Source organism: Enterobacter sp. UPMP2060 (genome assembly GCF_053709655.1).
This window is the reverse complement of sequence record NZ_JBSKJQ010000001.1, coordinates 634,898-659,044: the sequence shown is the minus strand read 5'-3', so window position 1 is coordinate 659,044 and position 24,147 is coordinate 634,898. Positions and strand designations below refer to the sequence as shown.

The 24,147-nt window shown below is 57.7% G+C and carries 24 protein-coding genes; 14 read left to right on the top strand and 10 right to left on the bottom strand.

What is annotated here, in order from left to right:
- Positions 1-10 precede the first annotated feature (10 nt).
- The 4 genes from ACWKXN_RS03235 to ACWKXN_RS03220 all read left to right on the top strand — a co-directional run bounded on the left by ACWKXN_RS03235 (position 11) and on the right by ACWKXN_RS03220 (position 4,674).
- The gene (locus tag ACWKXN_RS03235; RefSeq protein ID WP_454543442.1) at positions 11-1,171 is read left to right on the top strand and encodes an ABC transporter substrate-binding protein; all 1,161 of its coding nucleotides are present in this window, start codon (positions 11-13) and stop codon (positions 1,169-1,171) included.
- Positions 1,144-2,673 carry a thiamine ABC transporter permease gene (locus tag ACWKXN_RS03230; protein ID WP_454543296.1) on the top strand — a complete coding sequence of 510 codons (1,530 nt, stop codon included), beginning with the start codon at positions 1,144-1,146 and terminating at the stop codon, positions 2,671-2,673. Before ACWKXN_RS03235 ends, ACWKXN_RS03230 begins: the two co-directional genes overlap by 28 nt.
- The gene (locus ACWKXN_RS03225; RefSeq protein WP_248232711.1) at positions 2,673-3,293 is read left to right on the top strand and encodes an ATP-binding cassette domain-containing protein; all 621 of its coding nucleotides are present in this window, start codon (positions 2,673-2,675) and stop codon (positions 3,291-3,293) included. The genes ACWKXN_RS03230 and ACWKXN_RS03225 overlap by 1 nt, the downstream gene beginning before the upstream one ends.
- 73 nt (positions 3,294-3,366) lie before the next feature.
- Positions 3,367-4,674, top strand: coding sequence for a sulfurtransferase (locus ACWKXN_RS03220; protein ID WP_454543295.1), 1,308 nt, complete (start codon positions 3,367-3,369; stop codon positions 4,672-4,674).
- Here the strand turns inward: ACWKXN_RS03220 and ACWKXN_RS03215 are convergent.
- The gene (locus ACWKXN_RS03215; protein WP_454543294.1) at positions 4,671-5,288 is read right to left on the bottom strand and encodes a CDP-alcohol phosphatidyltransferase family protein; all 618 of its coding nucleotides are present in this window, start codon (positions 5,286-5,288) and stop codon (positions 4,671-4,673) included. The genes ACWKXN_RS03220 and ACWKXN_RS03215 overlap by 4 nt on opposite strands.
- Complete coding sequence (locus ACWKXN_RS03210) at positions 5,281-5,850, bottom strand: carboxymuconolactone decarboxylase family protein (protein ID WP_096151199.1); 570 nt, start codon at positions 5,848-5,850, stop codon at positions 5,281-5,283. The genes ACWKXN_RS03215 and ACWKXN_RS03210 overlap by 8 nt, the downstream gene beginning before the upstream one ends.
- Before the next feature lie 75 nt (positions 5,851-5,925).
- On the opposite strand from ACWKXN_RS03210, the gene ACWKXN_RS03205 reads away from it, so the two are divergent.
- Complete coding sequence (locus ACWKXN_RS03205) at positions 5,926-6,342, top strand: pyrimidine (deoxy)nucleoside triphosphate diphosphatase (protein ID WP_033145251.1); 417 nt, start codon at positions 5,926-5,928, stop codon at positions 6,340-6,342.
- On the opposite strand, the gene ACWKXN_RS03200 is transcribed toward ACWKXN_RS03205, so the two are convergent.
- The gene (locus tag ACWKXN_RS03200; protein ID WP_029742006.1) at positions 6,302-6,580 is read right to left on the bottom strand and encodes a DUF1496 domain-containing protein; all 279 of its coding nucleotides are present in this window, start codon (positions 6,578-6,580) and stop codon (positions 6,302-6,304) included. The genes ACWKXN_RS03205 and ACWKXN_RS03200 overlap by 41 nt on opposite strands.
- Before the next feature lie 228 nt (positions 6,581-6,808).
- Here ACWKXN_RS03200 and gdhA point away from each other — a divergent pair, with 228 nt between their 5' ends.
- Positions 6,809-8,152, top strand: coding sequence for an NADP-specific glutamate dehydrogenase (gene gdhA / locus ACWKXN_RS03195; protein ID WP_454543293.1), 1,344 nt, complete (start codon positions 6,809-6,811; stop codon positions 8,150-8,152).
- A gap of 128 nt (positions 8,153-8,280) precedes the next feature.
- Here gdhA and ACWKXN_RS03190 read toward each other — a convergent pair whose 3' ends face one another.
- The 3 genes from ACWKXN_RS03190 to ACWKXN_RS03180 all read right to left on the bottom strand — a co-directional run bounded on the left by ACWKXN_RS03190 (position 8,281) and on the right by ACWKXN_RS03180 (position 11,909).
- Positions 8,281-10,194: a DNA topoisomerase III gene (locus tag ACWKXN_RS03190; protein WP_048979435.1), complete on the bottom strand. Its 1,914-nt coding sequence runs from the start codon at positions 10,192-10,194 to the stop codon at positions 8,281-8,283.
- A gap of 4 nt (positions 10,195-10,198) precedes the next feature.
- Complete coding sequence (selD, locus tag ACWKXN_RS03185) at positions 10,199-11,242, bottom strand: selenide, water dikinase SelD (protein ID WP_008500702.1); 1,044 nt, start codon at positions 11,240-11,242, stop codon at positions 10,199-10,201.
- 115 nt (positions 11,243-11,357) lie between these two features.
- Entirely contained in the window at positions 11,358-11,909 is a 552-nt protein-coding gene (locus ACWKXN_RS03180) for an NAD(P)H nitroreductase (RefSeq protein ID WP_047061604.1), read from the bottom strand.
- Between the two features lie 167 nt (positions 11,910-12,076).
- On the opposite strand from ACWKXN_RS03180, the gene sppA reads away from it, so the two are divergent.
- From sppA to pncA, 3 genes are all read left to right on the top strand, one after another.
- The gene (sppA, locus tag ACWKXN_RS03175; RefSeq protein ID WP_039262030.1) at positions 12,077-13,933 is read left to right on the top strand and encodes a signal peptide peptidase SppA; all 1,857 of its coding nucleotides are present in this window, start codon (positions 12,077-12,079) and stop codon (positions 13,931-13,933) included.
- A gap of 63 nt (positions 13,934-13,996) precedes the next feature.
- Positions 13,997-15,013: an asparaginase gene (gene ansA, locus ACWKXN_RS03170; protein WP_008500705.1), complete on the top strand. Its 1,017-nt coding sequence runs from the start codon at positions 13,997-13,999 to the stop codon at positions 15,011-15,013.
- Positions 15,014-15,022: 9 nt separating this feature from the next.
- Positions 15,023-15,664 (top strand): bifunctional nicotinamidase/pyrazinamidase, encoded by a 642-nt coding sequence (gene pncA, locus ACWKXN_RS03165; RefSeq protein ID WP_211437871.1) that lies wholly within the window; start codon positions 15,023-15,025, stop codon positions 15,662-15,664.
- Positions 15,665-15,709: 45 nt separating this feature from the next.
- On the opposite strand, the gene ACWKXN_RS03160 is transcribed toward pncA, so the two are convergent.
- Both ACWKXN_RS03160 and msrB read right to left on the bottom strand, forming a co-directional pair.
- The gene (locus tag ACWKXN_RS03160; RefSeq protein ID WP_454543441.1) at positions 15,710-15,973 is read right to left on the bottom strand and encodes a YeaC family protein; all 264 of its coding nucleotides are present in this window, start codon (positions 15,971-15,973) and stop codon (positions 15,710-15,712) included.
- 56 nt (positions 15,974-16,029) lie between these two features.
- On the bottom strand, positions 16,030-16,443 hold the full coding sequence (gene msrB / locus ACWKXN_RS03155) for a peptide-methionine (R)-S-oxide reductase MsrB (protein ID WP_008500710.1): 414 nt from the start codon (positions 16,441-16,443) through the stop codon (positions 16,030-16,032).
- Between the two features lie 340 nt (positions 16,444-16,783).
- On the opposite strand from msrB, the gene gapA reads away from it, so the two are divergent.
- Both gapA and ACWKXN_RS03145 read left to right on the top strand, forming a co-directional pair.
- Complete coding sequence (gapA, locus tag ACWKXN_RS03150) at positions 16,784-17,779, top strand: glyceraldehyde-3-phosphate dehydrogenase (RefSeq protein WP_023311257.1); 996 nt, start codon at positions 16,784-16,786, stop codon at positions 17,777-17,779.
- A gap of 73 nt (positions 17,780-17,852) precedes the next feature.
- Positions 17,853-18,737, top strand: coding sequence for a D-hexose-6-phosphate mutarotase (locus ACWKXN_RS03145; RefSeq protein ID WP_454543292.1), 885 nt, complete (start codon positions 17,853-17,855; stop codon positions 18,735-18,737).
- 78 nt (positions 18,738-18,815) lie between these two features.
- Here the strand turns inward: ACWKXN_RS03145 and ACWKXN_RS03140 are convergent, their stop codons facing one another.
- Complete coding sequence (locus tag ACWKXN_RS03140; RefSeq protein WP_032657936.1) at positions 18,816-19,562, bottom strand: MipA/OmpV family protein; 747 nt, start codon at positions 19,560-19,562, stop codon at positions 18,816-18,818.
- Between the two features lie 431 nt (positions 19,563-19,993).
- Here ACWKXN_RS03140 and yeaG point away from each other — a divergent pair, with 431 nt between their 5' ends.
- The 3 genes from yeaG (at position 19,994) to ACWKXN_RS03125 (ending at position 23,886) form a co-directional block, all read left to right on the top strand.
- Complete coding sequence (yeaG, locus tag ACWKXN_RS03135) at positions 19,994-21,928, top strand: protein kinase YeaG (RefSeq protein WP_008500713.1); 1,935 nt, start codon at positions 19,994-19,996, stop codon at positions 21,926-21,928.
- Between the two features lie 75 nt (positions 21,929-22,003).
- Positions 22,004-23,287, top strand: coding sequence for a YeaH/YhbH family protein (locus tag ACWKXN_RS03130; RefSeq protein WP_032651499.1), 1,284 nt, complete (start codon positions 22,004-22,006; stop codon positions 23,285-23,287).
- A 98-nt stretch (positions 23,288-23,385) separates the two neighbouring features.
- The gene (locus ACWKXN_RS03125) at positions 23,386-23,886 is read left to right on the top strand and encodes a YbaK/prolyl-tRNA synthetase associated domain-containing protein (RefSeq protein WP_047651996.1); all 501 of its coding nucleotides are present in this window, start codon (positions 23,386-23,388) and stop codon (positions 23,884-23,886) included.
- A 21-nt stretch (positions 23,887-23,907) separates the two neighbouring features.
- On the opposite strand, the gene yoaI is transcribed toward ACWKXN_RS03125, so the two are convergent.
- Positions 23,908-24,012: a small membrane protein YoaI gene (gene yoaI, locus ACWKXN_RS03120; protein WP_087822389.1), complete on the bottom strand. Its 105-nt coding sequence runs from the start codon at positions 24,010-24,012 to the stop codon at positions 23,908-23,910.
- Positions 24,013-24,147 lie beyond the last annotated feature (135 nt).

Here is a 24,147-nt window from a genome sequence, read left to right as displayed (position 1 = left end):
TATGCGCCGTGTGCGTTTTTGCGCGTACCTGACCGGTCTGCTGCTTGCAGCCCCCCTCTGTGCCGCCGAAAGCTGGCATGATATTCAACAGCAGGCCAAAGGCCAGACCGTCTGGTTTAACGCCTGGGGCGGCGATCCGGCGGTCAACCGCTACCTTGAGTGGGTCAGCGGTGAGATGCAAACGCACTACGCCATTACCCTAAAAATTGTCCCGCTGGCGGACGCCGCCGATGCGGTAAAACGGATCCAGACGGAAGCCGCCGCGGGGCGTAAGGCCAACGGCTCGGTTGACCTGCTGTGGGTCAACGGCGAAAACTTCCGCACGTTAAAAGAGGCGAACCTGCTGCAAACCGGATGGGCGCAGACGTTGCCAGACTGGCGCTATGTCGATACCCGCAAACCCGTCACGGAAGATTTTGCGATTCCAACCGACGGGGCGGAATCCCCGTGGGGCGGCGCGCAGCTAACCTTTATCGCCCGCAAAGCCAGCATGCCGACGCCGCCGGTGGATCCGCAGGCGCTGCTGGCGTACGCGCAGCAGCATCCGGGCAAAGTCAGCTATCCTCGCCCGCCCGATTTTACCGGCACGGCCTTTCTGGAGCAGCTGCTGCTGACGCTGACCGATCGCCCTGAAGCTTTACAAAAAGCGCCCGATGCAACGTTTGCTGAGGTTACGGCACCGCTCTGGGCCTACCTTGATAAGCTGCACCCGCTGCTGTGGCGCGAAGGAAAAGATTTCCCTCTCTCACCTGCCCGAATGGATACCCTGCTTGCCAGCGGCAGTCTGAACCTGTCGCTGACCTTTAACCCGGCTCATGCGCAGCAGAAAGTGGCGAGCGGCGAACTGCCTGCCGACAGCTACAGCTTTGGTTTCCAGAGCGGGATGCTCGGCAACGTCCATTTTGTGGATATCCCGGCCAATGCCAGCGCGAGTGCGGGTGCAAAGGTGGTCGCTAATTTCCTGCTGTCACCGCAGGCGCAAATCCGCAAGGCCGACCCGGCCATCTGGGGAGACCCGAGCGTCCTGGATGCGAAAGCGCTGCCCGAAGAGGAAGCGAAACAGCTGCTGGCCCATACGCCTAAGGGGCTGCCGCAGGTGCTTGCAGAGCCGCAGTCCGCTTGGGTGAACGCGCTGGAGCAGGAATGGCTGCGTCGTTACGGCACCCGCTAAGTGGCCTCGTCTGGCTGGCGATGGCGGTGATTTATCTGCCGATCCTGCCCGCCGGCGTGATGCTGTTCGCACCGGCGCTTTCTGCGGCAAACTGGCAGCGGCTGCTGAACGATCCGCAGCTGCCTCAGGCGACCGTCGCCACGCTGGTCTCAACGCTCATCGCCACGCTGGGGGCGTTGCTGATTGCCCTTTTCTTCGTCTGCCTTTTGTGGCCCGGTCAACGCTGGCGGCGCCTCACGACCCGGCTGCCCTGGCTACTGGCGATCCCCCATGTGGCGTTCGCCACCAGCGCGTTACTGCTGTTTGCCGAGGGCGGTCTGTTTTATCAGCTCTGTACCATCTGTACGGCTCCGTTTGACCGCTACGGCGTCGGGCTGGGCCTGACGCTCGCGGTCAAAGAGAGCGCGTTCGTGCTGTGGGCCATTTACGCCGTGCTGCCGGAAAAACGGCTCGCGCAGCAGAAGATCGTCCTGCAAACCTTTGGCTACGGGCGTTATCAGACGCTCAGCTGGCTGATCCTCCCGGCGATCGCGCCTGTCCTCGGCGCGGTGATGCTGGCGGTGCTGGCATGGTCGCTCTCGGTCGTGGACGTGGCGATCGTTCTCGGGCCCGGCAACCCGCCCACCCTGGCCGTGCTGGCCTTTCAGTGGCTAAGCCAGGGCGACGCGCAGCAGCAGGCAAAAGGAATGCTGCTGTGCCTGCTTCTCCTTGTACTGCTGGCCGCGCTGGCCGCCCTCGGGTACGGCCTCTGGAAAGCATGGCGTCGCACGATCCCGAATCTCGCGGGGACGCGCCCCCGTTCTCCACTCGTCCTGCCTGAGCGGGCATTCAGCGGGTTACTACCCGCGTGCGGCGTCCTGTGCGCTGCGGTACTGCTGATGCTGGCGGAAGGGGGCGACGCGGGCCCCGTGGAGACCAGCCTTTCCTTCGGCCTGCTGTCGAGCCTGATCGCCCTCATCGTCATTTTTCTCTGGCTGGAATGGGGACCGCAGCGCGGCGCAGCGTGGGTGTGGTCACCGCTCGCCCTTCCGGCGCTGCCGCTCGTCACCGGGCAATACTTTATTGCATTGCGTCTGGGGCTCGACGGGCACTTTGCCGCCGTGCTCTGGAGCCTTCTGCTGTGGGTAGTACCCTGGATGCTGCTGGTTCTGCAGCCCGCCTGGCGGCGGATCGATCCCCGGCTTATCCTTACCGCCAGAACGCTCGGCTGGCGACCGGCAAAAATATTCTTACTGCTGAAATGCCCCCTGCTGGTGCGCCCGGCGCTGCTGGCCTTTGCCATTGGTTTTTCCGTCAGCATGGCGCAATACATGCCGACGCTCTGGCTTGGCGCGGGGCGTTTCGCCACGCTGACCACTGAAACCGTCGCGCTCAGCAGCGGGGGCAGCATCCCTGTTCTCGCTAACCGGGGGCTGGGATTACTGCTGGTCACGGGAACGGTGTTCGGTCTTGCCGCCCTGATATCCCGGCTCGTGGGCCGCTACCGTCAAGGATTACGTTAATGCTGAAGGTAAAAGATCTCACCATCGAACCGCTTTTCCGCGAGGTCAATTTTTGCGTTCCCCGCGGGGAGATCGTTACCCTGATGGGGCCGTCCGGCAGCGGCAAATCAACCCTTTTTGCGTGGATGGTCGGCGCGCTGTCAGACGATTTCCAGGCGCGGGGCGAGCTGTGGCTCGACGCGCGTCGCTGCGACGGCCTCCCCGTCGAATCCCGCGGGCTGGGCATTCTCTTTCAGGACGCGCTGCTGTTTGAACAGTTCAGCGTCGGGCAAAATTTGCTGCTGGCCTTGCCTGAGCGCATCGTCGGACGCGCGCGTCGGGAAGCGGTCGAGCAGGCGCTGGATTCCGCCGGGCTGATCGGTCATTACGCCAGCGATCCGGCCACCCTTTCCGGCGGGGAGCGTGCCCGGGTCAGCCTGCTGCGCGCCCTGCTCGCAGAGCCGCAGGCGCTGCTGCTGGATGAACCGTTCAGCCGTCTCGATAAAACGCTGCGCATAGCGTTTCGGGAATGGGTTTTTGACGCCGTCCGCACGCGCAATATCCCGGTGGTGCTGGTCACGCACGATGAGGATGATATTCCGCCCGGCGGCGAGCTGATTGAGATTTCTCGCTGGCAATAATGTGCTAACGCAATGTTTTCCGTTTCGGGAGAGACGACAATGCCCCCCTCTTTTACTGACGTCAGGTTATTCGATGAAACGTGTTTCTCAACTGACCGCGCTGGCCCTGCTCTGCGGCCTCGCGTCCTTTTCCTCTCTGGCGGCTGACATGGCCAACGCGATGACGCTCTCCCAGCTTCAGGCGCAGCACGGCACGCCTGTCGACACCCGCCCCAGCGCGTTTTACAACGGCTGGCCGCAAACCCTCAGCGGCCCTTCCGGGCATGAACCCGCCGCACTCAACCTGGCTGCCGCCTGGCTGGGCGCAATGAGCGACGAGCAGATTGCGCTTTGGGCAAAGCAGCATCAGCTTACGCCCGCGACGGCCATCGCCCTCTACGGCGACGAGAACGATAACCTGGCGGTGAAGTCCCGCCTGGAGAAAGCCGGATACCGCCAGGTCTCGCTGCTCAGCGACGCGCTGCAGACGCTCGACCGCCTTCAGCGCCTGCCCCACTTTGAACAGCTGGTTTACCCGCAGTGGATCCACCGCCTCCAGCAGGGTAAACCCGTGACCGCCGCGCCGGCGGGTGACTGGAAAGTGATTGAAGCCGCCTGGGGCGCACCGAAGTTTTACCTGCTGAACCACATTCCCGGCGCGGGCTACATCGACACCAACGAGGTGGAAAGCGAGCCGCTGTGGAATAAAGTCTCCGACGACAAGCTGAAAGCGATGCTGGCGAAGCACGGTATCCGTCACGACACCACCGTTATTTTGTATGGCCGTGACGTTTACGCCGCCGCGCGCGTGGCGCAGATCATGCTGTATGCGGGCGTGAAGGATGTGCGCATTCTCGACGGCGGCTGGAAGGCGTGGTCGGATGCAGGCCTCCCGGTTGAACGCGGCACGCCCGGCAAAGTGACGCCAGCACCCGATTTCGGCGCGCCGATCCCCGGCCAGCCGCAGCTGATGGTTGATATGGAACAGGCGCGGGGGATGCTGCACCGTCAGGATGCCTCCCTGGTCAGCATTCGTTCGTGGCCGGAGTTCATCGGCGAAACCAGCGGCTACAGCTACATCAAGCCAAAAGGTGAAATAGCCGGTGCCCGCTGGGGTCATGCGGGCAGCGACGCGACCCATATGGAAGATTTCCATAACCCGGATGGCACCATGCGCAGCGCGGACGATATCGCCGCCCAGTGGAAGCGCTGGAATATTCTGCCGGAACAGCACGTCGCGTTTTACTGCGGCACCGGGTGGCGCGCGTCAGAAACCTTTATGTACGCCCGGGCGATGGGCTGGAAGAATGTCGCCGTCTATGACGGCGGCTGGTACGAATGGAGCAGTCACCCGCAGAACCCGGTCACCACCGGAGAGCGCGGGCCCGAGAGTACTCTCTAACGTGTGAGTGACTTCAGCGTTACATAACCGCTCCAGACGCGCGTTGTGGTGGTCAGCCAGCACAGCGCGCCGAATACCCACGCGAACAGCGCAAAGTGCGCCGGGAACAGGCAGCACAGCACGAACAGCGCGATGGTCTCCGTCCCTTCCGTTAACCCACCGATGTAATAAAACGACTTGTGCGCATAGCCGGGGTTGTCGATGTCGTGCTTTGAGGCCAGCGCCGCAAACGCCAGAAAGCTGCTGCCGGTACCGATAAACGCAAACAGCAGCCAGGCGGCCGCGAGCGCATTCTCTGCCGGAGCCGCGAGCGCAAAGCCAAACGGTACCAGGGCGTAGAACAGAAAATCGAGCGCGATGTCGAGAAATCCGCCCGCGTCGGTCAGCCCTCTCCGGCGCGCCAGCGCGCCGTCCAGACCATCCAGCAGGCGGTTAAGCACGATGGCGGCCAGCGCCGCCGGATACCAGCCGAGGGTCAGAAACGGCAGCGCCAGCACGCCGATGGCAAACCCGGTCAGGGTCAATCCGTCGGGCGTGATGCCCGGCTTATCCAGCACGGAAACCAGACAATTCAGAACGGGCTTTACCTGCGGATGAAGATGACGGTCAAGCATGGGGAGTCTCGTTAAACGTGGCGCACAGCCCCTGCGCCGGAATATCCAGCGCGGCATTAAAGCGGGCGGAGAGATTCTGAAACGCAATCAGCGCCGTCATCTCGGTGATGGCATCATCCGTGAAGTGGCGTTTCAGCGCCGTTCTGACTGACTCATCCGCCCGGGGCGGCGTGGCGGTCATCGCCTCGGCGTAGGCCAGGGCCGCGCGCTCTTGCTCGGTAAACAAGGCGGAATCCTGCCAGTCGCTCACGGCCTGAACCTTATCCAGCGCGCCGCAGCGCTCGGCCAGCCGCAGGCTGTTGGCATCAATACAGAAAGCGCAGTGACAGAGCTGGGATACCCGCGTCATGAGCAGCGAACGCAGCGCGGGCGTCAGGCGCGCGTGACGACGCTCCAGAAAGCCGACAAACAGCGCCACCAGCCAGAACAGACGCGGCATGCGCCCCCACCAGCGGGTGGGATTCAGCACCGCGCCAAAATGTTTTTTCTGCATGGCGGCTATCGGTTTTAGGCTGGCGGGAAGGGATTCGAGGGGGGCAACCCAGGCGGTGGACTCTTTCACCTGATTCTCCTGTTTACTGGACTCTGAGAAAGGGCACGATAATATGTCTTTTTTCGCTATCAATTATTGACGACCATGCTGAAAACACTCGATGTCGTTGCCGCCATCATCGAAAAAGACGGCAACATTTTACTGGCGCAGCGCCCTGTCCACGCCGACCAGCCGGGAATGTGGGAATTTGCAGGCGGTAAAGTCGAGGCCGGAGAAACCCAGCCAGAAGCGCTTATCCGCGAGCTGCGTGAAGAGTTGGGCATTGACGCCCTGCCGGGGCAATACGTGGCAAGCCACCAGCGGGAAGTCTCGCAACGGTTGATCAACCTGCATGCCTGGCACGTTCCTGCTTTTCGCGGCGAGCTCACGGCGCACTACCACAGCGCGCTCGCGTGGTGTACGCCGGAAGAGGCGTTTGGCTACGCCTTAGCCCCCGCGGATATTCCGCTGCTGGAAGCCTTTATTGTTTTACGCGACGCCAGACCAGCGGGTTCGTGCTGATGGCGCGCTCGTCGCGCTGGCACTGCAGCAGAATGCCGTCCGCTTTCACAACGGCCCCTTCCGAGTAGTTCTGATTCTGATAGATACAGCACTGATTACAGGGCTGCACCGTTTGATTCTGGCCGCTGGAGCTAAACACTTCCGGCGGCACATTCACTTCCACGTCCGGGAGAATGGGGTTGGCCTGCACGCCTGCAGTAAAGATCAGACATAACGCGGTGAGTAGATAACGTTTCATAGACACATCTTCCAGTAGTTCCTTGATAATGACTATAACGGTAAACCAGAGCCGAACCTTTAATTTATCTCTTCATCGCTTTTCGTTATGACGCCCACCCTCTCATTAATTTCCCTTTCGTCATAAATTTCTGCTTGCCTCACAAAGCGGTACGGGTGGTATAGTCAAAAAAACAACACAAATCGCATAAGTAATACACATAAAATACGATAAGAGGTTCTTATATCTATGGATCAGACACGCTCTCTGGAAAGTTTCCTTGCCCATGTTCAGCAGCGCGACCCGCACCAAAGCGAGTTCGCGCAGGCCGTGCGTGAAGTTATGACCACCCTGTGGCCCTTCCTTGAACAAAACCCGCGTTATCGCCAGATGTCTCTGCTTGAACGCCTGGTCGAGCCAGAGCGCGTGATCCAGTTCCGCGTGACGTGGGTTGACGATCGCAACCAGGTACAGGTTAACCGCGCGTGGCGCGTTCAGTTTAACTCGGCCATTGGCCCGTTTAAGGGCGGCATGCGTTTTCATCCGTCCGTGAACCTGTCGATTCTGAAATTCCTCGGCTTCGAGCAGACCTTTAAAAACGCCCTCACCACGCTACCGATGGGCGGCGGGAAAGGCGGCAGCGATTTCGACCCGAAAGGCAAAAGCGAAGGCGAAGTCATGCGCTTCTGCCAGGCGCTGATGACCGAACTCTACCGTCACCTCGGCCCGGATACCGACGTTCCTGCCGGTGATATCGGCGTGGGCGGACGTGAAGTGGGCTTTATGGCCGGGATGATGAAAAAGCTCTCCAACAACAGCGCCTGCGTCTTTACCGGCAAGGGGCTGTCGTTTGGCGGGAGCCTGATCCGCCCGGAAGCGACGGGATACGGCCTGGTTTACTTCACCGAGGCGATGCTCAAGCGTCACGGTTTAGGCTTTGAAGGTATGCGCGTCGCGGTGTCCGGCTCAGGTAACGTGGCGCAGTACGCGATTGAGAAAGCGATGCAGCTTGGCGCTCGCGTGGTGACCGCCTCTGACTCCAGCGGCACGGTAGTGGATGAAGCGGGCTTCACGGCAGAGAAGCTGGCGCGCCTGTGTGAAATCAAAGCCAGCCGCGACGGTCGCGTGGCGGATTATGCCCGGGAGCTTGGCCTGACCTACCTGGAAGGGAAACAGCCGTGGGGCGTGCCGGTGGATATCGCCCTGCCGTGCGCAACGCAGAACGAGCTGGATGCGGACGCCGCGCGTACCCTGATTAGCAACGGCGTAAAAGCGGTGGCCGAAGGGGCGAATATGCCGACCACCATCGACGCGACGGACCTGTTCCTGGAAGCGGGCGTGCTGTTTGCGCCGGGCAAGGCCGCTAACGCGCGCGGCGTGGCGACCTCCGGCCTCGAGATGGCGCAAAACGCCGCGCGTCTCGGCTGGAAGGCGGAGAAAGTGGATGCGCGCCTGCACCACATCATGCTGGATATTCACCATGCCTGCGTGGAGTACGGCGGCGAGGCATCGCAAACCAACTACGTGCGCGGGGCGAATATCGCCGGATTCGTGAAGGTGGCGGATGCGATGATTGGTCAGGGTGTGATTTAAGGTTTATCGCGTGCGGCCGGATGCCCTCACCCCGGCCCTCTCCCACAGGGAGAGGGAGAAAACCGGGCGTATCAGGCCGCAGAGCTGCTTTTCGCCGGGTAGCGGCTGCGCCTTACCCGACCTACGGTTTAAGAGGCTGCCGCGCTCTTTTTCTTCTTGAACGGTTTCTTCGCGCCGCTACCGGGCGCAACCATCCCTCTGAACGTTTTCACCGGCGTGCTGCGCGCCTGATCGATCAGCTGATAAAGCGTCCCGACCAGCGGCTGCATAAAGTCCTGATAGCGGCACTGCTTCTCGCTGATCTGCGTCAGCACCGATTCCCAATGCGCGGTCATGTCCGGCCTCGCGGCCAGCTCCGGCAGAGAATGAATCAGCGCCCGGCCCGGTTCCGTTGAGTGGATGTAGCGTCCCTTTTTCTCCAGGAAGCCACGCTTAAAGAGCAGCTCGATGATCCCCGCTCGCGTCGCTTCCGTCCCCAGACCGTCGGTGGCGCGCAGGATCTTCTTCAGATCTTTATCCTGCACAAACCGGGCGATCCCGGTCATCGCCGACAGCAGCGTCGCATCGGTGAAATGGCGCGGCGGCTGGGTCTGACGTTCAACCACTTCGCCCTTCTCGCACAGCAGTTCGTCATCTTTAGCGACCACCGGCAGCGGCGTGCCGTCGTTCTCTTCGTCGCGCTCTTTATTCCCCAGCAGCGTGCGCCAGCCTGCTTCCGCGAGGAAACGCGCTTTGGCGATAAACTTGCCTTTGGCAATCTCAAGCTCGATCACGCACTTACGGAATACCGCGTCCGGGCAGAACTGCATCAGGTACTGACGGGCGATCAGGTTATAGACCTTCGCTTCGTTCTCGGTCAGGTTGACGTTGCTGGCGCGCGCCGTCGGGATAATCGCGTGGTGAGCATCGACTTTTTTGTCGTCCCAGCAGCGATTATGGGTGTCCGGATTCACCGCCGGCTGCGGGAGCAGATCCGGCGCGTGCACGCTAATGGCGTTCATCACCGAGTGGCGTCCGGCAAAGTGTTCTTCCGGCAGATAGCGGCTGTCCGAACGCGGATAGGTGATGAGCTTGTGGGTTTCGTAGAGCTTCTGGCAGATGTCCAGCACGTTCTGCGCGCTTAAGCCAAACTTTTTGGCCGCCTCAATCTGAAGTGCGGAAAGCGAGAACGGCAGCGGCGCGGGTTCTGATTCCCGTTTATCGTTATAGCTGGTGACGATAGCCGGCTGGCCGGTAATGCGGTTAACCACGTGATCCGCCAGCGGACGATGGAGCAGTCGCCCCTCTTCATCCTGATACGATTCACAGGCATCGCTCGGCTGCCAGACGGCGGTAAAGCGTTCGTCTTTAGGCGTGACGATATGCGCTTTCACCTCAAAGAAATCTTTGGCGACGAAGTTCTCAATCTCTTCGTCACGACGCACGACCAGCCCCAGCACCGGCGTCTGCACGCGCCCCACGGAAAGCACGCCCTGATAGCCCGCGTTGCGCCCAAGAATGGTGTAGGCGCGGGTCATGTTGATGCCGTACAGCCAGTCGGCACGCGCACGCGCCAGCGCGGAAACGCACAGCGGAATAAACTCGCTGTTGGCGCGCAGGCGCGAAATCGCCCGCTCGACGGCCTGCGGGTTGAGGTCGTTAATCAGGCAGCGCTGCACCTGCTGGCGCTTTTCCGGCGCCAGCTCCAGGTAGTCCAGCACCTCATCCACCAGCAGCTGTCCTTCCCTGTCCGGGTCACCCGCGTGCACGATTTCAGCGGCGTCATGCAGGAAGCGCTTAATCACGTTGAGCTGTTTGGTGACCGAAGGTCGGGGCTGCAGGCGCCATTTTTCCGGCACGATGGGCAGATCGTTTAAATTCCAGCGGGCGTAGCGGCTGTCGTAGACATCCGGCTGCGCCTGCTCAAGCAGGTGACCAATACACCAGGTGACCACCTGCCCGTTACCGCATTCGATAAAGCCGTCGCCTTTGCGATGCGGTTTAGGCAGCACATCGGCAATGGCACGGGCCAGGCTCGGCTTTTCGGCAATAAACAACCGCATCGAATTAACGGATCTCAATCATCGGTCGGCCACCGCGCGCGGTCACCAGCTCGCCGATCGCCGTCAGGGTGATGCCGAACTCGGCGGCAGTGGCCTGAACCTCGGCTTCGGATTCCGGCGTGACCGCCAGCAGCAGGCCGCCGGAGGTTTGCGGATCGCACAGCAGGTTGCGCCACTCCTCAGGCATTTCGCCCATCAGGTGACCGTAGCTGGCGAAGTTGCGCTGGGTACCGCCCGGGACCGCGCCCTGAGCAATATACTCCTCCACGCCCGGCAGCTTCGGCACGTCCTGATACCAGACCTGCGCCTGCACGCCCGCGCCCTGACACACTTCAGAGAGGTGCCCCAGCAGACCAAAACCGGTGACGTCGGTCATCGCCTTCACGCCGTCGATATTGGCAAACGCCGCACCGGCGAGGTTCATCTGGCACATGACTTCCGTTGCCAGGCCTTTGTGCTCCGGTTTCAGCAGGGATTTTTTCTCGGCTGTGGTCAGCACGCCAATGCCCAGCGGCTTGGTGAGGAACAATTTGCAGCCCGCCTGCGCGGTACTGTTGCGCTTCACGCGTTCGGTCGGCACTACGCCGGTAACGGCCAGGCCAAAGATAGGCTCCGGCGCATCAATAGAGTGACCGCCGGCCAGGGCAATCCCCGCCTGCTGGCAGGCAAAGCGTCCGCCATCAATCACTTCACGGGCCACTTCCGGCGGGATGGTGTTGATCGGCCAGCCCAGAATGGCAATCGCCATGATCGGCTTACCGCCCATCGCGAAGATATCGCTGATGGCGTTGGTGGCCGCAATGCGCCCGAAGTCGAACGGGTTGTCGACAATCGGCATAAAGAAGTCGGTAGTACTGATAATGCTGGTGCCGTTACCTAAGTCATAAACTGCAGCATCGTCACGCGTTTCATTGCCGACAAGCAGGTTCGGGTCGACAAACTTCGCCTGTTCACTGTGCAGGATGGTCTCCAGCACTTTCGGGGAAATTTTACAACCGCAACCGGCTCCGTGGCTGTACTGCGTTAAACGAATGGTTTGCTCGCTCATGGACGTCTCCTGTCATCTCAATCGCGCTATGGTAGCGCTCATTCCATAAAGAGGTAAGTATGACTGTCTGAATTCTGCGGCAGATGCTCAGAATCCAGACAGTTTAGGTGCGTTATCAGAAATGGCTGACGAAAGGCGTGGTGTCCGGAATGCTGATGGTGCTGGAGGCTTTAAGCTGCGGGGTGCCGAGATAGAGGAAGCCGACAATTTTGTCATGCTCACCGCAGCCAAAACCGTCACGGACCGCCGGGCTTTCGGTCAGCGCACCGGTACGCCAGATACCGTTAAAGCCCTGCGCGACGGCGGCCATTTGCATCGCCATGACCGCACAGCCTGCGGACATTTCCTGCTCCCAGACCGGCACCTTATGGTCAGCCTGGCATTTCGCCACGACGGCGATAATCATCGGGGCGCGGAACGGGGCATTGCGCGCCTTGTCGATCCCTTTCTCATCCTGACCGGCGGCAACCGCGCCCTGCTCCAGGAGCTGACTGAAACGATCGCGGCCTTCGCCTTCAATCACAAAGAAGTGCCACGGCTGCAGCGTGCCGTGATCGGGGGCACGCATGCCGGCACGCAGAATGTTCTCCAGCTGCTCGCCTGCCGGGGCAGGTTCGGCCAGACGGGAAGCGCTACGGCGGTTAACAAGCAGTTCGAGTGCGTCCATTAGTTAACTCCTTTCTTGAAATTTACTCACAAAATTAACACGACGGCAGATTTTGTTACAGCCTGGCAGGCGATTCCTGCTGACAAGTGGCGGTTGGGTCATTACGATAACCCCACATTACCGTCCAGTGGCGACGGAAACAGTCATTTTCTGGTTAGGGAGAATACATGCGAACCCTTTGGCGAATCATTGCCGGTTTCTTTAAATGGACGTGGCGACTGCTCAACTTCGTCCGCAACCTGGTGATGAACATCTTCTTCATCCTGCTGGTTCTGGTTTGCGCGGGCATCTGGATGCATATCAGCAACGCGAATCAGGCGCAGCATTCGACTCGCGGGGCCCTGTTACTCGATATCACCGGCGTTATCGTTGATAAACCGTCCGCCAGCAACCGTCTGGGGGCAATCAGCCGCCAGCTGTTTGGCGCGACATCAGACCGTCTGCAGGAAAACTCCCTGTTCGATATCGTCGATACCATCCGCCAGGCCAAAGACGACCGTAACATCACCGGGATCGTGCTGGATCTGAAAGATTTCGCCGGAGGCGATCAGCCTTCAATGCAGTACATCGGTAAAGCGCTGCGCGAATTCCGCGACAGCGGCAAGCCGGTGATTGCCGTGGGCGACAGCTACAGCCAGGGGCAATATTATCTGGCGAGCTTCGCCAATAAAATCTGGCTCTCCCCGCAGGGGACGGTGGATCTGCACGGTTTTGCCACCAACGGCCTGTACTACAAATCCCTGCTCGACAAGCTGAAGGTTACCACCCACGTCTTCCGCGTCGGCACGTATAAATCAGCCGTCGAGCCGTTTATCCGCGACGACATGTCTCCTGCCGCCCGTGAAGCGGACAGCCGCTGGATTGGCGAGCTGTGGCAGAACTATCTCGGCACCGTTGCCGCCAACCGCCAGATTACGCCTGAGCAGGCGTTCCCCGGCGCGCAGGGCGTGCTGGATGGCCTGCGTAAGGTTGACGGTGATACCGCGAAATATGCGCTGGATAACAAACTGGTGGATGCCCTGGGCACCAGCGCCGAGATTGAAAAATCCCTGAGCAAGCAGTTTGGCTGGAGCAAAGAGGACAAAAATTACAGCGCCATCAGCATGTATGATTACTCGGCGAAAAAGCCGGATGACAGCGGTGACAGCGTCGCGGTGGTGTTTGCCAACGGCGCCATCATGGATGGTCAGGAGACCCCGGGTAACGTGGGCGGCGATACTACCGCGTCACAAATCCGCGATGCTCGCCTGGATCCAAAAGTGAAAGCAATTGTCCTGCGGGTGAACAGCCCTGGCGGCAGCGTCAGCGCCTCCGAGGTGATCCGCGCTGAACTGGCCGCGGCGCGTGCCGCCGGCAAGCCGGTCGTCGTATCCATGGGCGGAATGGCCGCCTCCGGGGGTTACTGGATCTCAACCCCAGCCAACTACATCGTGGCCAACCCAAGCACGCTGACCGGTTCGATTGGCATCTTCGGGGTGATCAACACCGTGGAAAACAGCCTGGATTCTCTGGGCGTGCATACCGATGGCGTGGCCACCTCTCCGCTGGCGGATGTGTCGGTGACCAAATCCCTGCCGCCGGAGGTTTCTGAGATGATGCAGCTCAGCATTGAGAACGGCTATAAGCGCTTTATCACCCTGGTGGCGGACTCGCGTAAAAAGACGCCTGAGCAGATCGACCAGATCGCACAGGGCCACGTCTGGACCGGCCAGGATGCGAAGAGCAACGGTCTGGTGGACAGCCTGGGCGACTTCGATGACGCGGTGAAGAAAGCCGCCGAGCTGGCGAAGCTCAAGCAGTGGCATATCGAGTATTACCAGGACGAGCCGTCGTTCTTCGATATGGTCATGGACAGCATGTCCGGCTCTGTACGCGCCATGCTGCCGGAGGCGATGCAGGCTTACCTGCCTGCGCCGGTCGCCACGGCGGCGAAAGCGATGAAGGCGGAAAGCGATAAGCTCGCGGCCTTTAACGATCCACAGAGTCGTTACGCGTTTTGCCTGACCTGCGCTAACGTCCGTTAAAAACCGTCCCCTCTTCCCGCGAAGAGGGGATTTTTTTCTTTTGAAGAACAAGAACTCACTACCATGCAGAAGAAATCGATTTATGTAGCCTACACTGGCGGTACCATCGGTATGCAGCGCTCTGAAAACGGCTATATCCCTGTCTCCGGCCACCTTCAGCGTCAGCTTGCGCTGATGCCAGAATTCCACCGTCCGGAAATGCCTGACTTCACCATCCACGAATACGAGCCGCTGATGGACTCCTCCGACATGACGCCGGAAGACTGGCAGCACATCGCGGATGACATTAAAGCCCACTACGACCAGTACGACGGCTTTGTGATCCTGCACGGCACCGACACCATGGCGTTTACCGCCTCGGCGCTCTCCTTCATGCTGGAGAACCTGAGCAAGCCGGTTATCGTCACCGGGTCGCAAATTCCGCTGGCGGAGCTGCGCTCGGACGGGCAGATCAACCTGCTGAACTCCCTGTACGTGGCGGCGAATTACCCGATTAACGAAGTGTCGCTGTTCTTCAATAACCGTCTGTATCGCGGCAACCGTACCACCAAAGCCCATGCTGACGGTTTTGACGCCTTCGCCTCCCCTAACCTGCAGCCGCTGCTGGAGGCCGGGATTCATATCCGTCGTCTGGGCACGCCGCCTGCACCGAACACCGCCGGCGAGCTGATCGTGCATCCGATCACTCCGCAGCCGATTGGCGTGGTCACTATCTACCCGGGTATCTCTGCCGATGTGGTGCGTAACTTCCTGCGCCAGCCGGTGAAAGCGCTGATTTTGCGCTCCTATGGCGTCGGCAACGCACCGCAGAACGGCGAATTCCTGAAAGAGCTTCAGGAAGCCAGCGAGCGCGGAATTGTAGTCGTGAACCTGACCCAGTGTATGTCCGGAAAGGTCAACATGGGCGGCTATGCCACCGGCAACGCGCTGGCGCACGCCGGAGTTATCAGCGGGTTCGATATGACCGTTGAGGCAACGCTGACTAAACTTCACTATTTACTGAGTCAGGATCTGGACATTCAGTCTATTCGCAGCGCGATGATGCAAAACCTGCGCGGCGAGCTGACCCCGGACGAATAAGGAGTGCTCATGAAGCAACGCGCCCTGTTACTGGTCGATTTGCAAAATGATTTCTGCGCGGGCGGTGCGCTGGCCGTCGCCGAAGGTGACAGTACCGTTGACGTGGCAAACACGCTGATTGACTGGTGCAAAGCCCGCGGTGAAGCGGTTGTCGCAAGCCAGGACTGGCACCCGGCGAACCACGGCAGCTTTGCCAGCCAGCACGACGTCGATCCTTTCACTCAGGGGGAACTCGACGGGCTGGCGCAAACCTTCTGGCCGGATCACTGCGTACAGCAGACGGAAGGCGCGGAGCTGCATCCGCTCCTGAACCAGAAAGCCATCGACGCGGTGTTCCATAAAGGTGAAAACCCGGCTATCGACAGCTATAGCGCGTTTTTTGATAACGGGCATCGCCAGAAAACGGCGCTGGACGCGTGGTTACGCCACCATGAAATCACGGAGCTGATCGTGCTGGGCCTGGCGACGGATTACTGCGTGAAGTTTACCGTGCTGGACGCGCTCCAGTTGGGGTATACCGTCAGCGTCATCACCGACGGCTGCCGCGGGGTAAACATTCACCCGCAGGACAGCGCTCAGGCGTTTATGGATATGGCTGCGGAAGGCGCAACGCTGTATACGCTCGAAGACTGGCTGGAAACACAGGCGTAGTCTTTTACGCCCTCTCCCTGTGGGAGAGGGTATCAACCTGCACCGTTATTGCATTTTCATCGTCGCAATCGGCTTCGGCGTGATGCCAAAGTCTTCTTTCAGCTCGCGCTTGCTCTTCATGACCATCTGGCCTGTGGTGTCGATCGTCATGTGCTGCGCGTCGGTGTTATTGCGCGCCTGCCACAGCATCACCAGCTGCAAACTGTTCTCTTTTTGCTCCGGCGTCAGCGCAACGCCGTCGGGCCATTTTCCCAGTTCTACGGCGGTCACCAGACGCTGATAAATCTCCGGCGTCATGCCGCTAACCATGTCATCAATATTCACTCTCGCGCCCTTTCAAAGGAATAATTTGCTGAATCGTTTTTTCAACCCTTAATCTGGTCACCGTTTTCATCATCGGTGAAGCTCATTGAGGCTGAATTTACGCAGAAACGCTCGCCCGTAGGCTGGGGGCCATCCGGGAAGACGTGCCCAAGGTGCGCATCGCAGTTGCCGCAGCGAATTTCCGTACGCACCATGCCGTGCGACGAGTCGGTCAGGTAGCGGATGGCCTCATCGCTCACCGGCTCGTAGAAACTCGGCCAGCCGCAGCCAGAATCAAATTTCGTTTGTGAATTGAACAGAGGCGCATCGCAGACCAGGCAGTGGTAGACGCCGTCTCGCTTGTTGTGCAGTAAACGCCCGGTGAACGGCGGTTCCGTTCCGTGATTCTGCGTCACGTAAAACTGCATTTCTGTGAGGTTTTTTTTCAAATCGTCAGGGTTACGTTGGTTCGACATATGCTTACATCTCGCTGTAGAAACAGACATCTTTCAACCCGGATTCTAACAAAACATTAACACCCTTGCGTGCACTTTTGATCTAAACTTATGTGTCGCGAATAAGCGGTCAGGCAATTGTGATCACGTTCACATTTTTATCCTGAGAGGACTTTAAAATCCCGGCTCAGCCCCCATATGGGTGCAAGCTCAAAGGGAAAGTGAGGCGAGTCAGTCGCACAAACGTTAGTCACAGGATTGATTTGTCGCAATGATTGACACGATTCCGCTTGACGCTGCGTAAGGTTTTTGTAATTTTACAGGCAACCTTTTATTCACTAACAAATAGCTGGTGGAATATATGACTATCAAAGTAGGTATCAACGGTTTTGGCCGTATCGGCCGTATTGTTTTCCGTGCTGCTCAGAAACGTTCTGACATCGAAATCGTTGGTATCAACGATCTCCTGGACGCTGAATACATGGCGTACATGCTGAAGTACGACTCAACTCACGGTCGTTTCGACGGCACCGTTGAAGTGAAAGACGGCCACCTGGTTGTTAATGGCAAAACCATCCGCGTTACTGCTGAAAAAGACCCAGCTAACCTGAAATGGAACGAAATCGGTGTTGACGTTGTTGCTGAAGCAACCGGTATCTTCCTGACCGACGAAACTGCGCGTAAACACATCACCGCAGGTGCGAAGAAAGTTGTTCTGACTGGTCCTTCCAAAGACAACACCCCAATGTTCGTTCGTGGTGCAAACTTCGAAACTTACGCTGGCCAGGATATCGTGTCTAACGCATCCTGCACCACCAACTGCCTGGCACCACTGGCTAAAGTTATCAACGACAACTTCGGCATCATCGAAGGTCTGATGACTACCGTTCACGCGACTACCGCTACTCAGAAAACCGTTGATGGCCCGTCTCACAAAGACTGGCGCGGCGGTCGTGGCGCGGCTCAGAACATCATCCCATCCTCTACCGGTGCTGCTAAAGCTGTAGGTAAAGTACTGCCAGAACTGAATGGCAAACTGACTGGTATGGCGTTCCGCGTTCCAACTCCTAACGTATCCGTTGTTGACCTGACCGTTCGTCTGGAAAAAGCTGCTTCTTATGAAGAAATTAAGAAAGCAATCAAAGCTGCTTCCGAAGGCGCAATGAAAGGCGTTCTGGGCTACACCGAAGACGACGTTGTATCTACCGATTTCAACGGCGAAATCTGCACTTCAGTATTCGATGCTAAAGCAGGTATCGCACTGAACGACAACTTCGTGAAACTGGTTTCCTGGTACGACAACGAAACTGGCTACTCTAACAAAGTACTGGACCTGATCGCTCACATCTCCAAATAAGTTGAGATGAGTGTTTGATCCAAAAAGGCGACTTCGGTCGCCTTTTTTTATTTATAAGACAGAGGATTGCTTAATGACTAATAAAATTTTTGCACTTCCGGTAGTCGAACAACTTACCCCTGTGCTCTCCCGCCGTCAGATTGACGGTGCTGATGTCATCGTCGTTGACCACCCACGCGTTAAAGCCTCCGTAGCGCTCAACGGCGCCCACCTGCTCTCCTGGAAACCGGAAGGCGAAGCAGAAGGCTTATGGCTGAGCGATGCGACCTCCTTCAAAAAAGGGGCCGCAATCCGCGGTGGCGTACCGATCTGCTGGCCGTGGTTCGGCCCGTCCGCACAGCCGGGTTTGCCGTCTCACGGTTTTGCCCGCAACCAGCAGTGGACGCTGAAAGCGCATAACGAAGATGACAACGGCGCAGTGCTGACCTTTGAGCTGCAGGCTAATGATGAAACCCGCGCCCTCTGGCCGCACGATTTCACCCTGTATGCCCGCTTCAAGCTGGGTAAAACCTGTGAAATCGAACTGGAAGCTCACGGCGAGTTCGAAACCACCTCTGCCCTGCACACCTATTTCAACGTGGGTGATATCAGCGCCGTGAAGGTGAGCGGCCTGGGCAATACCTATATCGACAAAGTGGATAACGCGAAAGAAGGCAAACTGAGCGACGGCGTTCAGGCATTCCCTGACCGTACCGACCGCGTTTACCTGCACCCGGAAGCGTGCAGCGTGATCCACGACGGCGCCCTGAACCGCGGCATTGAAGTGGTCCATCATCATCACAGCGACGTGGTGGGCTGGAACCCGGGCCCTGCGCTGTCCGTCAGCATGGCCGATATGACGGATGAAGGCTACAAAACGTTTGTCTGCGTGGAAACCGCTTGCGTGAGCAACCCGCAAAAAGCGAGTGAAGAAAAACCGTCCCGTTTAGGGCAGACGATTCGCATTGTTAAGCGATAAATTCACTGCACCACGCTAAAGCAAACGGGGCGCAAGCGCCCCGTTTTGATGCAAAGATTGCACTGAATTAATGCACAATCAGAACTTGTAGCTCACACCCACAGAGAAGATGCCTGCCCAGGACTTATCGACCATCGGGCTATCCTTCACTTCGTCGCTCAGACGCTCATAGCGGCCGGTACCGTACACGCTCCAGTCGCCAAGGAAGTTGTAGCTCGCGGTCAGCTCCAGGTAAGGATCCCAGCCGTCATCTGCACTGTAGCTTTTCAGACCACTGCGGCGGGACTCGTTTTTAGAGACGCCGTAGTAGTAGTCGTTGTAGTTCTCGCTGTTGTACTGCACACCGATACCCGGCGTCAGGGTGAGCCCACCGTTGGTGTAGCGGTACAACCACGCCAGATCCCAGATAAAGCCGTTGCTGTTATCCAGCGTGTCACCCGCCAGGGCCGTACGCAGGAAGCCATACTCGGTGTTATGTACATAAGAAAGCCCGGCCATCATGGTGCTTTTACGCTTGTCGAGCTGGCGAAGCGCATGGCTGTCGCTGTCACCCGGCTTGAAATGCGTTGGGTCGTAGTAGGCCATGATGGAGAGCTTATCGGCCTTATCGTTCCAGAGATAGTAGCCGCCGCCGAGCCCGCGGAACCAGACGTTGTCGCCTTCATAGGTGATAACGGGAACAGGATAAACATCACGGTCATACTGTTTATACGGGCTGTTAATGACGCCAACACCCGCGCCAACCGTCCACTGACTTTCCGCCTGCGCGGTGTTCACTGCGGTTGCGGCAAGGATGCCTAATGCCAGAAGTTTGAGTTTGGTCACAATCCATTCTTTCCTGTAGTCAAATAATCAGCGGATGAAGTGTAACCGCCATTCCCGTACATCCCAAAATTTTTTGCCTGCTAATCAGTCTGATTAACCCGTTATTTTTAACTTTTCAGATGACAACACGCTTTCATTTATATGACCACTGAATGAAAAACGTGCATTTGTCTTATAACGACAGTGGAAATTTTTGGATGAGTTATTGATATGTCATTGAAAGTAGATTTTCTGGGCATGCAAGTTTTGCAAATGCCATCTACGCTTTAATTTAAGAAGAGTTTTCCTGAACACCCTGCGGTTCTTAGCGTCTGACCTGGCACACAGGTTGCTGCTCTGGCAGTGAGGTGCGAGAGATTCTCTTCCGGGAGCCTCCACTACTCATACGAACGGCTCTTATCCTGTGCTAAAAAACGAAAGGACGGCATGCCATGAATATATTCGATCACTATCGCCAGCGCTATGAAGCTGCCAAGGACGAAGAGTTCACACTGCAGGAGTTTCTTACCATCTGTCGGCAAGATCGCAGTGCCTATGCCAATGCGGCAGAACGGCTATTGATGGCTATTGGTGAGCCAAACATGGTTGACACTGCCCTGGAGCCTCGGCTTTCCCGTCTCTTTTCGAACCGGGTGGTCGCCCGATACCCGGCGTTTGAAGAGTTCTATGGTATGGAAGATGCCATCGAACAGATTGTCTCCTATCTGAAGCATGCCGCTCAGGGTCTGGAAGAGAAGAAACAGATCCTCTATTTACTCGGCCCGGTGGGGGGCGGTAAATCCTCGCTGGCTGAACGCCTGAAGTCGCTGATGCAGCGCGTTCCTATCTATGTGCTGAGCGCCAACGGTGAACGCAGCCCGGTGAACGACCATCCGCTGTGCCTGTTCAATCCGCAGGAAGACGCGCAGATTCTGGATAAAGAGTATGGCATCCCGCGTCGCTACCTCGGCACCATCATGTCGCCGTGGGCGGCAAAACGCCTGCACGAGTTTGGTGGCGACATCACCAAATTCCGCGTGGTGAAGGTCTGGCCGTCTATCCTTGAGCAAATCGCCATCGCCAAAACAGAACCGGGTGATGAGAACAACCAGGATATCTCGGCGCTGGTGGGTAAAGTCGATATCCGTAAGCTGGAAAACTTCGCGCAAAACGATCCGGATGCCTACGGTTACTCAGGCGCGCTGTGCCGTGCGAACCAGGGGATTATGGAATTCGTCGAGATGTTTAAAGCACCGATTAAAGTGCTGCATCCTCTGCTGACGGCTACCCAGGAAGGCAACTACAACGGGACGGAAGGTATCTCCGCCCTGCCGTTTAACGGGATTATTCTCGCCCACTCGAACGAATCTGAATGGGTGACCTTCCGTAATAACAAAAACAATGAGGCCTTCCTTGACCGCGTGTACATCGTCAAGGTGCCTTATTGCCTGCGGATCTCCGAAGAGATCAAAATTTACGAGAAACTGCTTAACCACAGCGAGCTGGTGCACGCTCCTTGCGCACCGGGAACGCTGGAAACGCTGTCGCGCTTCTCCATCCTTTCGCGTCTGAAAGAGCCGGAAAACTCAAGCATCTATTCGAAAATGCGCGTCTATGACGGTGAAAGCCTGAAAGATACCGACCCGAAAGCGAAGTCGTATCAGGAATACCGCGACTATGCCGGGGTTGATGAGGGGATGAACGGTCTGTCCACGCGCTTCGCGTTTAAGATCCTCTCCCGCGTCTTTAACTTCGACCATGCGGAAGTGGCGGCCAACCCGGTTCATCTGTTCTACGTGCTGGAGCAGCAAATCGAACGCGAGCAGTTCCCGCAGGAGCAGGCTGAACGCTACCTTGAGTTCCTCAAAGGTTACCTGATCCCGAAATACGCCGAGTTCATTGGCAAAGAGATCCAGACGGCCTACCTGGAATCCTATTCAGAATACGGGCAGAACATTTTCGACCGTTATGTCACCTATGCTGACTTCTGGATCCAGGATCAGGAGTACCGCGACCCGGATACCGGCCAGCTGTTTGACCGTGAATCCCTGAACGCGGAGCTGGAAAAAATCGAGAAGCCTGCCGGGATCAGCAACCCGAAAGACTTCCGTAACGAGATTGTGAACTTCGTCCTGCGCGCCAGAGCGCATAACAACGGGCGCAATCCGAACTGGACCAGCTACGAGAAACTGCGCACGGTCATTGAGAAGAAAATGTTCTCCAATACCGAAGAGCTGCTGCCGGTGATCTCGTTTAACGCCAAAACCTCAACCGATGAGCAGAAAAAGCACGACGACTTTGTCGACCGTATGATGGAAAAAGGCTACACCCGCAAGCAGGTCCGCCTGCTCTGTGAATGGTATCTGCGCGTGCGTAAATCGTCTTAAAAACAAGTGCCCGGTGGCGGTTAGCGCTGACCGGGCCTACAAAATGCAAGTTGGCAAATGCAGTACGGGGGGTATATGACCTGGTTTATTGACCGGCGTCTTAACGGCAAAAACAAGAGCACGGTGAACCGCCAGCGCTTCTTGCGTCGTTATAAAGCGCAAATTAAACAGTCTATCTCCGAGGCCATCAACAAACGCTCGGTGACCGACGTCGACAGCGGCGAGTCTGTCTCCATCCCCACCGATGACATCAGCGAACCGATGTTTCATCAGGGGCGAGGCGGCCTGCGCCATCGCGTACATCCAGGTAATGACCACTTCGTTCAGAACGACAGAATTGAGCGTCCTCAGGGCGGCGGCGGTGGTTCAGGAAGCGGTCAGGGACAGGCCAGCCAGGACGGTGAAGGTCAGGACGAATTTGTCTTCCAGATTTCGAAAGACGAATATCTCGACCTGCTGTTTGAAGACCTGGCGTTGCCGAATCTGAAAAAGAATCAGCATCGTCAGCTTAATGAATACAAAACCCATCGCGCGGGCTATACCGCCAACGGCGTGCCCGCCAATATCAGCGTCGTGCGTTCGTTGCAGAATTCGCTGGCGCGACGAACGGCCATGACGGCGGGCAAACGGCGCGAACTGCGCGAGCTGGAGAGCAGCCTGAAGGTCGTGGAAAACACGGAACCGGCGCAACTGCTGGAAGAGGAGCGTCTGCGTAAAGAGATTGCGGAACTAAGAGCGAAGATCGAACGGGTACCGTTTATCGACACCTTCGACCTGCGCTACAAGAATTACGAAAAACGCCCTGAGCCCTCCAGCCAGGCGGTGATGTTCTGTCTGATGGACGTTTCCGGCTCGATGGACCAGGCCACGAAGGATATGGCGAAGCGTTTTTATATTCTGCTCTACCTGTTCCTGAGCAGAACCTATAAGAACGTGGAGGTGGTCTATATTCGTCACCATACTCAGGCGAAAGAAGTAGATGAACATGAGTTTTTCTACTCGCAGGAGACCGGCGGGACCATCGTGTCAAGCGCTCTGAAGCTGATGGATGAAGTGGTCAAAGAGCGTTACGACCCGGCGCAGTGGAACATTTATGCCGCGCAGGCGTCCGATGGCGACAACTGGGCCGACGACTCACCGCTGTGTCACGAGATTCTGGCGAAGAAAATTCTGCCGGTGGTGCGTTACTACAGCTATATCGAAATTACCCGTCGCGCGCACCAGACCCTGTGGCGGGAGTATGAACATCTGCAAGCAATGTTCGATAATTTTGCCATGCAGCATATCCGTGACCAGGATGATATTTATCCGGTGTTCAGGGAGCTGTTCCACAAGCAATCTGCTACCAGCAACGCATAATCCAACAGCCAGCGAACCCGCTGGCTGTTTTCTTTCGACCTCGTTCATCCCGTGCTAATGTAGAACCCTGCAAAATGGATTATCACCGGGAAATCGTTATGACTGACGACGTTATTGGGGCAGGAACCCACCAGCAGCTGATTACCTTACTCACCGAGCAGGGCGCGCGTTTTCGCGTCATGGAGCACGAGGCGGTTGGGAAATGCGAAGCGGTAAGTGAAATTCGCGGGACCGATCTGCGGCAAGGCGCCAAAGCCCTGGTCTGCAAGGTGAAGGGAAACGGCGTAAAAAAACACGTTCTGGCGATCCTCGCCGCCGATCTGCAGGCCGACCTGAGCCAGCTTGCCAGCCATTTTGGCGGGCTGAAGGCCTCCCTCGCCAGCCCGGCTGAGGTCGATACCCTGACCGCCTGCGTTTTCGGCGCGATCCCGCCCTTTAGCTTCCATCCTGATTTGGCGCTGGTTGCCGACCCGCTGCTGTTCGAGCGCTTTGACGAAATCGCCTTTAACGCCGGTTTACTGGAGAAATCCGTGATTATGGATACCCAGGATTACCTGCGCATCGCCCGTCCTGAGCTGGTGACCTTCCACAAAGCGTAACCGTGATGGCTGACGCCCCTGTCAGCCTTTTCTTTCCAGAAACAGCACGGAGGCGACGAGAATAATGGCAATAGCAAAAAACGATGAGGAGATAATCAGCGTTTCAACAAACATGTGATCGTTCATGATGGCGACCCCTTTTGCGATATCTGCCTTCGTTTTAATCCGCGTAAATGACAAGGTTATGACAGCAATATAATCTTTTTAAAACTGTCCTCCGACGCGTTTGCGCGTACAGTAAGCAAGTTGATTATTTTGGCA